Here is a 14,413-nt window from a genome sequence, read left to right as displayed (position 1 = left end):
GTGTTCTTAAATAAAGATTTGAAATTTACATTACATCATACCGATCCTCTAAGTAAAGCTAGAGCAGGAACAATGGTTACCGATCACGGGACTATAGAAACTCCAATATTTATGCCTGTAGGTACAGTAGCATCTGTAAAAGGAGTGCATCAAAAAGAATTAAGAGAAGAAATTAAACCAGACATTATTCTTGGGAATACCTATCATTTATTCTTAAGACCTAAAACGCCAATTTTGCATAAAGCAGGGGGCTTACACAAGTTTATGGGTTGGGATGGTAATATCTTAACCGATAGTGGTGGGTATCAAGTATATTCTCTTTCATCTAACAGAAAAATAAAAGAAGAAGGGGTTAAATTTAAATCGCATATAGACGGTTCTTACCATATGTTTACGCCAGAAAATGTAATGGAAATACAAAGAACCATTGGCGCGGATATTATTATGGCTTTTGATGAGTGTACACCGTACCCATGTGATTATAAATATGCAAAACGATCTATGTATATGACACATAGATGGTTGGATCGTTGTATAACACATTTAGATAAAACACCTTTTGTGTATGACTATTCGCAAACTTTCTTCCCAATTGTTCAAGGGTCTACATATAAAGATTTAAGAAGACAATCTGCAGAATACATTGCTAATGCCGGAGCAGAAGGTAATGCTATTGGTGGATTATCTGTAGGAGAACCAGCAGAAGAAATGTATGGCATGACTGAGGTTGTTTGTGAAGTGCTTCCAGAAGATAAGCCAAGATATTTAATGGGAGTAGGAACCCCAATAAATATTTTAGAAAACATAGCATTGGGCATAGATATGTTTGATTGTGTTATGCCAACACGTAATGCAAGAAACGGAATGCTATTTACCTCTCATGGAACCATTAACATTAAAAATAAAAAATGGGAAGATGATTTTTCTATGCTAGATCCAGAAGGAACTACGTTTGTAGATAAAGAGTATACTAAAGCATATTTAAGACATTTATTTGCGGCTAATGAGTATTTAGGAAAACAAATAGCAACCATACACAATTTAGGCTTTTATATGTGGCTTGTAAGAGAAGCTAGAAAGCATATTTTAGCAGGAGATTTTAGAATTTGGAAAGATACTATGGTGAAACAAATGGATAAAAGATTGTAAATGCTTACCATACTAGATAGATATATTTTAAAAAGATATTTAGCAACCTTTTCGGTAATGTTACTACTTTTTATTCCTATTGGTATCATGGTTAATTTTGCGGAGCAGAATGGAAAAATGTCTGCAAATAATGCTCCTGTCAATGAAATACTTATATATTATATGCACTTTACAGTATATATAGGTAGCTTGTTGTTTCCTATATTTCTATTTCTATCTGTTATTTATTTTACCTCTAAACTTGCTAATGATACCGAAATTGTAGCAATTCTTAGTTCTGGTGTTTCTTATAATAGGTTCTTAAGACCTTATATTATAGGAGCAACTTTAGTTGCTATTCTTATGTTTGTTATGGGAATGTTTTTAGTACCTAAAGCAAGTGTAGGTTTTAATGAGTTTAAGTATAAATACTTGAAAAAAGGAAAGCAAGATCGTGTAACAAATAATATATACAATCAACTTAATGAAACCGATTTTATTTATATAAGTAGTTTTGAATCGGCAAGGCAAAATGGAAAGAATTTTACTTTTGAGCGTTTTGATGAAGAAAATAATTTAAAATTTAAAATAGCAGCAAGTAATATTAGATGGGTAGAAAAAGATAGCTTGTATAGACTTACATCTTATAGGAAAAGAACTATAGTAGGAGACTCTGCAATTTTAGAAAGTAAAAGAAGATTAGATACTCTATTTGCCTTTAAAATAGATGATTTAACTCCGGTTTCCTATGTAGCAGAAACCAAAAATTTATTTCAACTTAATAAATTTATAGAGGAGCAAAAAAGAAAAGGAGCTTCTAATATTAATACCTATATTTTAGTAAAATATAAACGTTGGGCTTTGCCACTAACAGCATTTATATTAACAATAATCGCCGTTGCAGTATCTTCTGTAAAAAGAAGAGGAGGAATGGGGGTAAATCTTGCTTTTGGTATTCTCGTAGCTTTTATATTTGTGTTTTTTGATAAAGTATTTGGAACCCTAGCAGAACAATCTGGTTTTTCTCCTTTATTGGCAGTAATAATACCTAATATATTATTTGGAATATTGGCATTTTATCTTCTTCAAAATGCAAAACGATAAATTAAAAAATTTAGTTCACCTACATTTTATAGTTTTTGTATGGGGTTTTACCGCAATTTTAGGTAAGCTAATAACTATAGATGCATTGCCACTTGTTTGGTATAGAATGGGTATAGCATCTATTTTAATTATCTTATATGTGTTAGTAAAGAAAATTAGGATTAAAATAACCAAAAAGACTCTTATAACAATGTTTTTAGGAGGAATAGTCGTGGCTCTCCATTGGGTTACCTTTTTTATTGCGATAAAAGTTTCTAATGTATCCATAGCTTTAGCAACATTATCTATAGGAGCTTTTTTTACGGCTATTTTAGAGCCAATTTGGTATAAGAGAAAAATAATTAAATATGAGATTTTTTTTGGATTACTAGTTATTATAGGTTTATACTTTATTTTTAGGGTAGACACTTCTTATTTATATGGAATGATTTTGGCAGCTATTTCCGCTTTTTTAGCAGCAACCTTTTCAATAATTAATGGGAAACTAGTTCAAAAAGAAAAACCATCTATAATAGCAATGGTAGAGCTTAGTACAGGTGTCGTATTTTTATCTATATATTTTCTTTTTACAAATACATTTAAGACAGAATTTTTTCAAATATCAGCAAAAGACTGGTTTTACTTATTTATACTATCTTCTATATGTACTGCCTATGCGTTTATTGCGGCAGTAAAAGTGATGCGTTTTTTAACACCATATACCGTAATGCTTACTACAAATTTAGAACCAGTGTACGGTATACTAATGGCATTGTTATTATTAGGAGAAAATGAAGAGATAAATTCTATGTTTTATGTAGGCGCACTGATTATACTTGCAACTGTAGTTGCTAACGGAATTCTTAAAAATAGAAGGAAATTAAAGAAGTAGTAGCGCAATCGTTACCATTAAAGCTTTATATTTGTTCTTTAAACTAACAAAAATTACTTTTTTATGGAGTATTTGGATTTTGAACTTCCAATTAAAGAACTAGAAGAGCAGTTAACCAAGTGTGTTATTATTGGAGAAGAGAGTGATGTTGATGTAACACAAACTTGTAAAAAAATTGAAAAAAAGCTTTTAGAGACTCGTAAAGAAATTTACAAAAATCTAACTTCTTGGCAGCGTGTACAGTTATCAAGACATCCTAATAGACCATATACACTAGATTATATTAATGCTTTATGCGGAGATACTTTCTTAGAACTTCATGGGGATAGAAATGTTGCAGATGATAAAGCTATGATTGGTGGTTTAGGAAAAATAAACGACCAAAGTTTTATGTTCATTGGCCAACAAAAAGGATACAACACCAAGACAAGACAGTATCGTAATTTTGGAATGGCAAATCCAGAAGGATATCGTAAAGCATTACGTTTAATGAAGTCTGCAGAGAAATTTAATGTACCTGTTGTATGTTTTATAGATACTCCAGGAGCATATGCAGGAATAGAAGCAGAAGAACGTGGACAAGGAGAGGCAATTGCACGTAATATCTTAGAAATGACAAGACTTAAAGTCCCAATCATTGTTGTTATTATTGGAGAAGGAGCTTCAGGTGGAGCATTAGGAATAGGAGTAGGAGATAAGGTTTTAATGTTAGAGAATACTTGGTATTCTGTTATTTCACCAGAATCTTGTTCTTCTATTTTATGGAGAAGCTGGGAGTTTAAAGAACAAGCTGCTGATGCTTTAAAACTAACAGCTCCTGACATGAAGAAAATGAAAATAGTAGATGAAATAGTTAAAGAACCTATTGGAGGAGCACATTCTGATAGAGAAAACACTTTTGAAGCTGTAAAGTCTAAAATATTTGAACATTTTCAAGAATTGGAAAAGTTATCACCAAAAGATTTAGTAAATAAACGTATGGACAAATATGCAAGTATGGGTGTTTTTAATGGCTAACCGCATATTTTAAATACTTTCTTATAATCCGGAAAATTAAAATTCCGGATTTTTTTTGTTATCAACATAATTTTGTAACTTATTAACAGTCAATTGTTAGTGAAATGTGAATATCGTAAGCATTGAAATTCATGTTAACTAAAGGTTAATTGCATACTTTCGTACTCATGGAAAAACCGAACCCAGTTATTGGTCGTAAGATAGATAAATCTACCCTTATCAGTTTAGAAAAGGGGAAAATACCACCTCAAGCAGTTGATTTAGAGGAGGTTGTTATTGGTGCTATGATGATCGATAAAAAAGGGGTGGATGAGGTTATAGATATTTTGCATCCAGATGTTTTTTATAAAGACGCACATAAGTACATTTTTGAAGCAATTTTTAAATTGTTTGAAACATCGGAACCAATAGATTTATTAACCGTTTCTACACAACTAAAGAAAGATGGTAAGTTAGAAAGTGTTGGGGGCGACTTTTATCTTATAAAGCTAACTCAAAAAATAGCTTCTTCTGCACATATTGAGTTTCATGCACGTATAATACTTCAAAAATTTATACAACGTAGTCTAATAAAAATATCAGGAGAAATTATAGAATCTGCTTATGACGAATCTACCGATGTGTTTGATTTATTGGACACGGCTGAATCTAAATTATACGATGTTACACAAGGAAATCTTAAGCGTTCTGCAGAAACCGCACAGAATTTAGTTATTCAAGCTAAAAAGCGTATTGAAGAAATTGCAGGAAAAGAGGGGATGAGTGGGGTGGCATCTGGTTTTGATAAGTTAGATAAGTTAACCTCTGGTTGGCAACCGAGTGATTTAATTATTGTTGCAGCCCGTCCTGGTATGGGGAAAACTGCACTAACATTATCTATGGCAAGGAATATTGCAGTTGAATCCAAAACTGCAGTAGCATTCTTTTCTTTGGAGATGTCTTCTGTACAGCTTATTACCAGATTAATTTCTTCGGAAACAGGATTATCTTCTGAAAAATTAAGAACTGGTAAATTAGAAAAACACGAGTGGGAACAATTAAATGTAAAGGTTAAGTCTTTAGAAGCAGCCCCTTTGTTTATTGATGATACACCGTCATTATCTATTTTTGACCTTAGAGCAAAGTGTCGTAGACTAGCTTCACAGCATGATATAAAAATGATTATGATTGATTATTTGCAGTTAATGACAGCTGGTGGTAGTCAAAAAGGAGGAAACAGGGAACAAGAAATATCTACAATCTCTAGAAACTTAAAAGCATTAGCAAAGGAACTTAATGTTCCTGTTATTGCATTATCACAGTTATCTCGTGCTGTAGAAACTCGTGGTGGTAGTAAACGTCCAGTACTTTCAGATTTAAGAGAATCTGGTGCCATTGAGCAAGATGCCGATATTGTATCTTTTATATACAGACCAGAATATTATAAGATTGATGAGTGGGATGACGAAGAACAAAGTCCTACCGCTGGCCAAGCAGAATTTATTGTTGCCAAACACAGAAACGGTGGTCTAGAAAATATACGTCTTAAATTTATTGGTAACCAAGGTAAGTTTGATAATTTAGATGATTTTGATTCTCCGTTTGAGTTTCAATCTAAAATGAATGAAGACGATGATAATCCTTTTATCACGAAGAATTTACCCAATGCCAATGAAGCATTTGGTAGTTCTATGAATGATGGTGCTCCAGAGGATAATGATGTTCCTTTTTAGATTTTAGGATAAGGTTAAGTTTCTAACTTTTATAGAAACTTCTTTTTAAGTTATCTTTGGGTATAGACTATATAAAGTGTATATGAAAAAGGTAGTACTGTTTTTACTATTTGCAGTTTTTGTTTCCAAAGTAACAGCATCTGTTATTTTAATTCCTATGGATGCAGAATTTCAAAAAAATCATCTTAAAGCATACGGGATTACTTATTGGGTTTTATCAAAACAACAAAAAGTACAGTGGTTGCTAAACTATAGGGGAGGTTCTTTTTTATTACCAGATGGCGAAGCAATACGTAAAGAATGCCAAATAAGAGGCGTTTCTTTTGAGATTTTATCAGACGGAGAAGCAAATGGAATTTTAGATGACATAAGTAGCCCTTCTAAAAATCAAGAATCTGTAATTCTAGAAAAAGCTCCTAAAATAGCAGTATACTCTCCTAAAGGAAAACAACCTTGGGATGATGCTGTTACTATGGTTTTAACTTATGCGGAAATACCGTATATAACTATTTATGATGAAGAGGTTTTAGAAGATAAATTAGCTTTGTATGATTGGTTACACTTACACCATGAAGATTTTACGGGGCAATATGGTAAATTTTATGGTGCTTACCGTGCAGCACCTTGGTATATGCAACAAAAAAAAGATGCAGAAGCCTTAGCTACTAAACTTGGTTATAGTAAAGTATCCGAAGCAAAAAGAGCGGTAGCTTTAAAAATAAGAAACTATGTAATTGGAGGCGGATTTATGTTTGCAATGTGCTCTGCAACCGATAGTTTTGATATTGCATTGGCAACACACGGATTAGATATTTGTGAACCAATGTTTGATGGAGACCCTTCCGAAGCTAATTACCAGAGTAAATTAGATTACACTAAATCTTTTGCATTTACAGACTACATTTTAGAAAGAAACCCATTGCAATATGAATTTTCTTCTATAGATATGACCAGTAAAAGAAGAAAAATTCAAAAAGAGACCGATTATTTTTCTTTAATGGATTTTTCGGCTAAATGGGATCCAATACCAACGATGCTCTGTCAAAATCATACTTCTTTGGTAAAAGGTTTTATGGGGCAAACAACGGCATTTAATAGAGAGCAAATAAAACCTACAGTACTAGTATTAGGCGAGAATAGAATTAATAGCGAGGCTCGTTATATTCATGGTATAAAAGGAAAAGGTTTTTTTACTTTTTATGGTGGTCATGACCCAGAAGATTACCAACATAGAGTAGGAGATCCTAAAACAGAATTAGAGTTACATCCAACTTCTCCTGGGTATAGACTAATTTTAAATAATATTTTATTTCCTGCGGCAAGAAAAAAGAAACAAAAAACGTAATAGCAATCCATTTCAATTTGCTTTCTGTTTTGTCTCCAAACACTAATTAAAAGTTTTTTGTCCTATATTCTCAATAGAATATATTCTTTTGTGAGTTTGTTTTTTTGTGAATTACTGATAGTAAATCGCCGAAACAAATTGTATTCCATTCAAATTTTTAAGCTCAAAAGAAAAGGGTTATCCTCATGATTTTAAGTTTTCGTATAACTTTAAAATTGGACGAATATATAATTTGCTGTTTAATTTTGGTCCTTCTAGTAGGATGTTTAAATCTACTATTTTTAAACATATAACTAAGCATAGAATGCAGAGAGCAAAAGAGTTAATTGAAAAAAAGAATATACAGTTTCTGAAATATCTTATGAGGTAGGTTATAAAAATTCGCAACAATTTACCGTAGCATTTAAAAATATTTATGGGTTTTTGCCTAGTTATGTTATTTAGTTTAGAAGTTTTTCTAATATTCTTTCTACACCATAATCATCATTACTAGTAGTGCTAAAATTAGCAATTTTTTTTACATTTTCATGAGCATTTTCCATTGCAAAACTATATGTAGACATGGCTAGCATTTCTAAATCATTATTGTAATCACCAAAAACCATTGTTTCTTCTGGTAGAACATTAATTAATTCTTGAACTTTTTGTAATGCATAACCTTTGTGCGCATTAAAGTCCGATAAGTCTAACCAATTTTGCCCAGATACTTTTACCTTTATTTTTTTTTCTAAATGTTTTACAGCTGGATAAATAAATTCCTCTGAACTTTCAAAATGATAAATTGCAATTTTTAAAACTTCTCCAGAGTAATCTTCTAGATTGTTTAACATCTCATATTTTGAATAAAATTCTTTTAATTTAGTAGCAAATTTGGTAGAAGAATTTAATAAGTAAGCTTTTTCTTTTGTGCAAAGAACAGGGTGTACACCTTTTATATTGGCAACAATTTTTAAAATTTCATCCTTTATTTCAGGCTTTAACGGGGTAGATAATAGCTCTTTATTTTGTTGTTTTATAAAACTACCATTTTCTGCAATTACAATGATATCCTCTTTAATAGAAGAGAGTTTATCAATAATACTATGGTATTGTCTTCCGCTTGCTGCAACAAATTGAATGTTTTTACCTTTTAGTTGTTGGTGTAATTTAAAAAAACGGTCGCTAACTTGATGGTTAGAGTTTAGTAACGTACCATCCATATCGGTAACTACCATTTTAATTCTAGATAAATCCATTGCAATATTTTTTTACAAAGGTATTTCATTGGATTTAATTATATCTTAGTTCTTGTAAATTCATTTTTTAAAATATGAAATCTTATCAAAGAGAAATCCTGTTGCCTAAATTTAAAAGAGGTTTTCATTTAATTACAGATTGTGTTCTTGATTCTATTCCTGAAATTAAAAATATTTCTATAGGAAACCTTCAGGTTTTTATTAAGCATACATCTGCAAGTTTAACCATCAATGAAAATGCAGATAGTACAGTTAGAGATGATTTTGAAAGTCATATTAATGTAATGGTTCCTGAAAATGCGCCCTATTACAAACATACATATGAAGGTCCTGATGATATGCCAGCTCACATAAAGGCTTCTTTAATGGGAAGCTCTCTACAAATACCAATAACTAAAGGAAAGTTAAATCTAGGAATTTGGCAAGGCATTTATCTTTGTGAACATAGAGATTATGCTTCCGGAAGAACTATTGTAATTACGGTATTTGGGAATTAAACAAAAGAATATAGTAATACTACCGTAGCGAAACCTGTGAGTGCAAGAATAGTTGTCATTAAAGTCCATGATTTAAATGTTTGTTTTTCTGTTAAGTGTAAATATTGACTTACTAACCAAAATCCACTATCATTAACATGGGATAAGATAGAAGCTCCAGAAGCAATTGCAATAACTAAACAGGCTAATTGAGGGCTAGAAAAAGTATGCATTGATAATAAAGGAGATACTAAACCTGCAGCAGTTATCATAGCAACTGTAGACGATCCTTGTATAATTCTAACAATTGCAGCGGCAAAGAAAGAAAAAATAATAATTGGTAACCCTAAATTGGTCATTAGCTCTGCTATTACTCTACCAGCTCCAGTGTCTATTAAAATTTGTTTAAAAACTCCTCCAGCACCTGTCAATAAAATAATTATACCAGCAGGAGCTAATGATTTTGAAGAAATGTCTAACATTTTTTTCTTGGTATATCCCATTTTAATACCTAAAAAGTACCAGGCCAATAAGTTTGCAATTATTAATGCGATAAATGGATGTCCAATAAAATTAAATATAGACGTGGCAGTTCCATAATTTGTAATTATAGTATTATTAGCTTGTATAGTTGTATTTGCTAATATTAAAATTATAGGAATAAGAATAATAGAAAATACAATTCCTATATTAGGTAGGTTATTATCTTTGTTATTTTCTTCTTGTAACTCTGGAGCATCTATATGTATTTTCTTTGCAATATATTTTCCAAAAATTAAACCGCAAACAAGAACAGTTGGTATTCCAGTAATTGCACCTATAAGAATTACCCATCCTAATTGAGCTCCAATAATATCAGCAACAGCAACTGGGCCAGGAGTAGGAGGTATAAAAGCATGTGTTGCTGCTAATCCTGCTAATAGAGGAATGGCGTATAATAAAAGAGATTTTCTTGTTTTCCTTTGTAAAGAATAGATTATAGGTATAAGTATAATAAACGCAACATCAAAGAAAACAGGAATAGCAATAATAAAACCAGAAATAGCAAGTGCTGTAGGGGCTCTCTTTATACCAAATTTAGTAATCATAAAAGAAACTATAACTTTTGTTCCACCAGAGTGTTCTAATATGGCACCAAGAATAGAACCTAAGCCAACAACAGTGGCTACAAAACCTAGTGTGCTAGCCATTCCGTTCTGTATTACTTGTATAATTTGCATACCATCTAGTCCGGCTATGAGACCAACGCTAATGCTAGCAATAAGAAGAGAAATAAATGCTTGAATTTTAAAGTATAAAACTAAAATTAATAAAATTGCAATACCTATAAATACGGATAATAATAAAGTTGTAGTCATTAATTTAAGCTATGTATTAATATAATCTTAATGTATAAAAGTCTAATACATTTTATTAAACAGTATTAAATAAGCAAGTATTAAATCTGTAATTTCTTTTTAATATCATTAATAATAACCTCAGGAGAAGTGTCAATAGAATAGTGTATGCCATATTCAGGAACTTCTAAAGTGTCAAATTGAGATTTTAGTAGTGTAGAAGGCATAAAATGACTTTCTCTTGCTTGCATACGTTTGTTAATTAATTCTATAGATCCATCTAAGAATACCCAAGTGGTTTTGTCTGAAATATTTTTACTTAATAGTAAACGGTAAGATTCTTTTAAAGCAGAACAGGCAATAATTGCTCCTTTTTCATTTGTTTTTTTTGAGGCTAATTTATTTATGGTCTTTAGCCAACCTAAACGGTCATTGTCATTTAAAGGAGTGCCAGATTTCATTTTAATAACGTTTGCTTCAGGATGAAAATCATCTGCATCAAAAAATGGAATATTTGTGTTTTCGGATAGTAATTTGGCAATAGTAGATTTACCAGAGCCAGAAACACCAATTACGTATATTATAGGATTGATATAGATATACTTTAAAATTAATACCTAAATATACTAATATTAAATAAAAAAAATCCGATTCGTTAGAATCGGATTTTCCTTATAGTGAGATAATATTCTTAATTTATTTAACTTGCTCTACAATTGCTTTAAAAGCATCTGGGTTGTTCATTGCTAAGTCTGCTAAAACTTTTCTATTAAGTTCTATATTGTTAGCTTTTACTTTTCCCATAAACTGAGAGTAAGACATTCCATGTAATCTAGCACCAGCGTTAATTCTGGTAATCCACAAGGCGCGGAATGTTCTCTTTTTATTTCTACGGTCTCTATAAGCATATAACATTGCTTTTTCAACCGCATTTTTAGCTACTGTCCAAACGTTTTTACGTCTTCCAAAGTAACCTTTGGCTTGCTTCATTACCTTTTTTCTTCGGGCTCTAGAAGCTACTGCATTTACTGATCTTGGCATAATTTTAATTTTTTTGTAGAAGGCGATCAATTTAAATATTGATTCTTTTAATGGCCTAACTCCAGGGTTAATAATTGTTTACCGAAAAGAATATTACTTTAAACGTAATTGTTCTTTTATACTGTTAACATCAGCTTGGTGTACCAACGCTGAGTGTGTTAACGCAAGCTTACGCTTTTTAGATTTTTTAGTCAAAATGTGACTCTTAAAAGCGTGCTTTCTCTTGATTTTACCAGAGCCTGTAAGCTTAAAACGCTTTTTAGCACTGGATTTTGTTTTCTGTTTAGGCATTTTCTCCTATGTATTAAATTATCTCACTTTTTTATGCTGAAACTGCCTATAAAAATATAGGCAGATATTCAGTTTTCTATATAAATTTTTTAAATCCTGTAAAGGAATTTAAAAATTATTTTTTTGTCTTAGGAGCAATAAACATTGTCATCCTTTTACCTTCTAACTTAGGCATTTGTTCTACTTTTCCTAATTCTTCTAACTCAGAGGCTAATCTAAGTAAAAGAATTTCTCCTTGATCTTTATAAACAATAGACCTTCCTTTAAAAAATACATAAGCTTTTAATTTAGCTCCTTCTTTTAAGAACTTTTCAGCATGTTTCTTTTTAAATTCATAATCATGATCGTCTGTATTAGGACCAAAACGTATTTCTTTAACCACAACTTTGGAGGCTTTCGCCTTCATAACCTTTTCTCGCTTTTTCTGCTCGTATAGGAACTTTTTATAGTCAATAATTTTACAAACTGGTGGGTCAGCTTTGGGAGAAATTTCTACCAAATCTAAACCAAGTTCTTCTGATTTTGCCATTGCTTGTTGCAATGTATATACACCAACCTCCACATTATCACCAACTAACCTAACGTTAGGGGAAATAACGTTCTCGTTAATTTTGTGTGGGTTTTTATTTTCCCTTCTAGGTTGCGGCCTAAATCTCTTTCTAATTGCTATGACTAATATATTTTAATTAAACTTAATATTTTTCTTTAAAACGACTTTAAGGTACTGTTTATTTCATTATTTACCAAGTCTGTAAACTTTTCAATGCTTATTGCTCCTATATCCTCTCCACCGTGTCTACGAACAGAAATTGTATTTCCTTCAATGTCATTGTCTCCAACAATCAGCATAAATGGTGTTTTGCTCATTTCCGCTTCTCGTATTTTTTTTCCAATAGTTTCATTTCTATTGTCTACAAGGGCGCGAATTTCGTTATTTTCTAATGAATTTAAAACTTTTTTAGCATAAATTTCATGTTTTTCGCTAACTGGTAAAATTATGGCTTGTTCAGGAATAAGCCAAAGTGGAAAATTACCCCCGGTATGTTCTAGTAATAAGGCTATAAAACGTTCCATGCTTCCAAAAGGAGCGCGGTGTATCATTATAGGTCTGTGTAACTCATTATCACTTCCTTTATAAGAGAGTTCAAACCTTTCTGGAAGGTTGTAATCTACTTGGATTGTTCCTAATTGCCAACTTCTACCCAAAGCATCTTTAATCATAAAGTCTAATTTTGGGCCATAAAAAGCGGCTTCTCCACTTTCTATAATAAAATCTAGCCCTTTTTCTTTAGCAGCATTTATAATTGCATTTTCAGCTTTTTCCCAATTTTCTACTTCGCCAATGTATTTTTCTGGTTTTGTTAGATCACGGACAGATACTTGTGCAGTAAAATTTTCAAATCCTAAAGAACTTAATACATATAAGGATAGGTCAATAACATTTTTAAATTCTTGATCCAATTGTTCTGGAGTGCAAAATATATGAGCATCATCTTGAGTAAAACCTCTAACTCTTGTTAATCCATGTAGTTCCCCACTTTGTTCGTATCTATATACAGTTCCAAATTCTGCAAACCTTTTTGGTAGTTCTTTGTAGCTGTAAGGTTTGTGGTTGTATATTTCGCAGTGATGTGGGCAATTCATGGGTTTTAATAAAAACTCTTCGTCTTCTTTAGGAGTATTTATTGGTTGAAAGCTGTCTTCGCCATATTTCGCATAATGCCCAGAAGTAACATAAAGTTCTTTTTGTCCAATATGAGGTGTAACCACCATCTCATAGCCGGCTTTTTTTTGAGCTTTCTTAAGAAAATCTTCTAGACGCTCTCTAAGTGCTGCTCCTTTAGGTAGCCATAGAGGGAGTCCTTGCCCTACTTTTTGTGAAAAAGTAAAGAGTTCTAATTCTTTTCCCAGTTTTCTGTGGTCTCTCTTTTTTGCTTCTTCTAATAAATGAAGATATTCTGTAAGCTCTTTCTGTTTAGGGAAAGAAATGCCATAAATTCTAGTTAATTGTGTGTTGTTTTCATCACCTCTCCAATAAGCTCCTGCAACACTTAAAATTTTAATGGCTTTTACAATGCCAGTATTAGGTATGTGTCCGCCTCTACATAAATCCGTAAAAGTATCGTGATCACAAAAAGTAATAGTGCCATCGTCTAGATTTTCTATTAACTCTACTTTATATTCATTGCCTTGTTCCTTATATAAGGTAAGCGCTACATTTTTAGAAACAGAACGCATTTTAAAAGCATGTTTGCCTCTGGCAATTTCAATAGCTCTTTTTTCAATAGTACTAAAATCTTTTTCGGAAAGAGTTTTTTCGCCAAAATCAACATCATAATAAAAACCATTATCTATAGCGGGGCCAATAGTTAATTTAGCTCCAGGGTAAAGTTCTTCAATTGCTTGTGCAACTATATGTGAACTAGAATGCCAAAAAGCTTTTTTTCCTTCCGTATCATTCCAGGTGTAAAGTACTAATGTTCCATCTTCGTTTAAAGGAGAAACGGTTTCTAATATAGTATCATTGAATTTTGCTGAAATTATATTTCTAGCAAGACCTTCGCTTATGCTTTTTGCAATATCATAAGGAGTTGTTCCTTTAGGGAACTCCTTAATTGAACCATCTGGTAAAGTAATTTTAATCATTCCTAGTTTTTAGCTAATAAGGAACAAATATAATATGTAGTATTCAGGCGAGCAATATAGTTTGGTTCTTTTTGATAACTATCTATAATATTATAGGTAGGTATTAAGTGAATTAGTTATTTGATGGTTTGTATGTATGTATGTATGTATGTATGTATGTATGTATGTATGTATGTATGTATGTATGTATGTATGTATGTATGTATGTAT

General features: G+C 31.6%; 14 protein-coding genes. 7 read left to right on the top strand and 7 right to left on the bottom strand.

The features are described from left to right. Positions 1 to 18 precede the first annotated feature (18 nt). From tgt to Q0945_RS00045, 6 genes are all read left to right on the top strand, one after another. Complete coding sequence (tgt, locus tag Q0945_RS00070; protein WP_299429538.1) at positions 19 to 1,149, top strand: tRNA guanosine(34) transglycosylase Tgt; 1,131 nt, start codon at positions 19 to 21, stop codon at positions 1,147 to 1,149. Continuing rightward, on the top strand, positions 1,150 to 2,232 hold the full coding sequence (locus tag Q0945_RS00065; RefSeq protein WP_299429536.1) for an LptF/LptG family permease: 1,083 nt from the start codon (positions 1,150 to 1,152) through the stop codon (positions 2,230 to 2,232). After that, positions 2,219 to 3,103, top strand: coding sequence for a DMT family transporter (locus tag Q0945_RS00060; protein WP_299429534.1), 885 nt, complete (start codon positions 2,219 to 2,221; stop codon positions 3,101 to 3,103). Before Q0945_RS00065 ends, Q0945_RS00060 begins: the two co-directional genes overlap by 14 nt. Positions 3,104 to 3,166: 63 nt before the next feature. Beyond that, positions 3,167 to 4,120, top strand: coding sequence for an acetyl-CoA carboxylase carboxyltransferase subunit alpha (locus tag Q0945_RS00055; RefSeq protein WP_299429532.1), 954 nt, complete (start codon positions 3,167 to 3,169; stop codon positions 4,118 to 4,120). Positions 4,121 to 4,287: 167 nt separating this feature from the next. After that, positions 4,288 to 5,832: a replicative DNA helicase gene (dnaB, locus tag Q0945_RS00050; RefSeq protein ID WP_299429530.1), complete on the top strand. Its 1,545-nt coding sequence runs from the start codon at positions 4,288 to 4,290 to the stop codon at positions 5,830 to 5,832. 82 nt (positions 5,833 to 5,914) lie between these two features. Beyond that, a complete protein-coding gene (locus tag Q0945_RS00045; RefSeq protein ID WP_299429528.1) occupies positions 5,915 to 7,177 on the top strand; it encodes an asparagine synthetase B in 1,263 nt (420 codons plus the stop codon). 440 nt (positions 7,178 to 7,617) lie between these two features. Here the strand turns inward: Q0945_RS00045 and Q0945_RS00040 are convergent, their stop codons facing one another. Then, the gene (locus Q0945_RS00040) at positions 7,618 to 8,412 is read right to left on the bottom strand and encodes an HAD family hydrolase (RefSeq protein WP_299429526.1); all 795 of its coding nucleotides are present in this window, start codon (positions 8,410 to 8,412) and stop codon (positions 7,618 to 7,620) included. A gap of 74 nt (positions 8,413 to 8,486) precedes the next feature. Here Q0945_RS00040 and Q0945_RS00035 point away from each other — a divergent pair, with 74 nt between their 5' ends. Beyond that, a complete protein-coding gene (locus Q0945_RS00035; RefSeq protein WP_299429524.1) occupies positions 8,487 to 8,909 on the top strand; it encodes a secondary thiamine-phosphate synthase enzyme YjbQ in 423 nt (140 codons plus the stop codon). Here the strand turns inward: Q0945_RS00035 and Q0945_RS00030 are convergent. The 6 genes from Q0945_RS00030 to thrS all read right to left on the bottom strand — a co-directional run bounded on the left by Q0945_RS00030 (position 8,906) and on the right by thrS (position 14,203). After that, the gene (locus tag Q0945_RS00030) at positions 8,906 to 10,246 is read right to left on the bottom strand and encodes a gluconate:H+ symporter (RefSeq protein ID WP_299429522.1); all 1,341 of its coding nucleotides are present in this window, start codon (positions 10,244 to 10,246) and stop codon (positions 8,906 to 8,908) included. The genes Q0945_RS00035 and Q0945_RS00030 overlap by 4 nt on opposite strands. 80 nt (positions 10,247 to 10,326) lie before the next feature. Further along, a complete protein-coding gene (locus Q0945_RS00025; RefSeq protein ID WP_299430300.1) occupies positions 10,327 to 10,797 on the bottom strand; it encodes a gluconokinase in 471 nt (156 codons plus the stop codon). A 124-nt stretch (positions 10,798 to 10,921) separates the two neighbouring features. Then, on the bottom strand, positions 10,922 to 11,266 hold the full coding sequence (gene rplT, locus Q0945_RS00020) for a 50S ribosomal protein L20 (protein ID WP_121067905.1): 345 nt from the start codon (positions 11,264 to 11,266) through the stop codon (positions 10,922 to 10,924). A 93-nt stretch (positions 11,267 to 11,359) separates the two neighbouring features. Next, positions 11,360 to 11,557 carry a 50S ribosomal protein L35 gene (rpmI, locus tag Q0945_RS00015; RefSeq protein WP_121067903.1) on the bottom strand — a complete coding sequence of 66 codons (198 nt, stop codon included), beginning with the start codon at positions 11,555 to 11,557 and terminating at the stop codon, positions 11,360 to 11,362. A 115-nt stretch (positions 11,558 to 11,672) separates the two neighbouring features. Next, positions 11,673 to 12,221: a translation initiation factor IF-3 gene (infC, locus tag Q0945_RS00010; RefSeq protein ID WP_262697348.1), complete on the bottom strand. Its 549-nt coding sequence runs from the start codon at positions 12,219 to 12,221 to the stop codon at positions 11,673 to 11,675. Positions 12,222 to 12,262: 41 nt separating this feature from the next. After that, positions 12,263 to 14,203, bottom strand: a complete 1,941-nt coding sequence (gene thrS, locus Q0945_RS00005; protein ID WP_299429519.1) for a threonine--tRNA ligase — start codon at positions 14,201 to 14,203, stop codon at positions 12,263 to 12,265. Positions 14,204 to 14,413 lie beyond the last annotated feature (210 nt).

This window comes from uncultured Maribacter sp. (genome assembly GCF_947500405.1).
GTDB lineage: Bacteria > Bacteroidota > Bacteroidia > Flavobacteriales > Flavobacteriaceae > Maribacter_B.
The sequence above is the reverse complement of the archived record's forward strand: the minus strand, read 5'-3'. Positions and strand labels throughout refer to the sequence as shown.

What these genes read in the sequence shown, in the direction of transcription:
- Q0945_RS00065 (WP_299429536.1), top strand. Translation starts at nt 1,150, where the DNA reads ATGCTTACCATACTAGATAGATATATTTTAAAAAGATATTTAGCAACC.
- Q0945_RS00060 (WP_299429534.1), top strand. Translation starts at nt 2,219, where the DNA reads ATGCAAAACGATAAATTAAAAAATTTAGTTCACCTACATTTTATAGTT.
- Q0945_RS00055 (WP_299429532.1), top strand. Translation starts at nt 3,167, where the DNA reads ATGGAGTATTTGGATTTTGAACTTCCAATTAAAGAACTAGAAGAGCAG.
- dnaB (WP_299429530.1), top strand. Translation starts at nt 4,288, where the DNA reads ATGGAAAAACCGAACCCAGTTATTGGTCGTAAGATAGATAAATCTACC.
- Q0945_RS00045 (WP_299429528.1), top strand. Translation starts at nt 5,915, where the DNA reads ATGAAAAAGGTAGTACTGTTTTTACTATTTGCAGTTTTTGTTTCCAAA.
- Q0945_RS00040 (WP_299429526.1), bottom strand. Translation starts at nt 8,412, where the DNA reads ATGGATTTATCTAGAATTAAAATGGTAGTTACCGATATGGATGGTACG.
- Q0945_RS00035 (WP_299429524.1), top strand. Translation starts at nt 8,487, where the DNA reads ATGAAATCTTATCAAAGAGAAATCCTGTTGCCTAAATTTAAAAGAGGT.
- Q0945_RS00030 (WP_299429522.1), bottom strand. Translation starts at nt 10,246, where the DNA reads ATGACTACAACTTTATTATTATCCGTATTTATAGGTATTGCAATTTTA.
- rplT (WP_121067905.1), bottom strand. Translation starts at nt 11,266, where the DNA reads ATGCCAAGATCAGTAAATGCAGTAGCTTCTAGAGCCCGAAGAAAAAAG.
- rpmI (WP_121067903.1), bottom strand. Translation starts at nt 11,557, where the DNA reads ATGCCTAAACAGAAAACAAAATCCAGTGCTAAAAAGCGTTTTAAGCTT.
- thrS (WP_299429519.1), bottom strand. Translation starts at nt 14,203, where the DNA reads ATGATTAAAATTACTTTACCAGATGGTTCAATTAAGGAGTTCCCTAAA.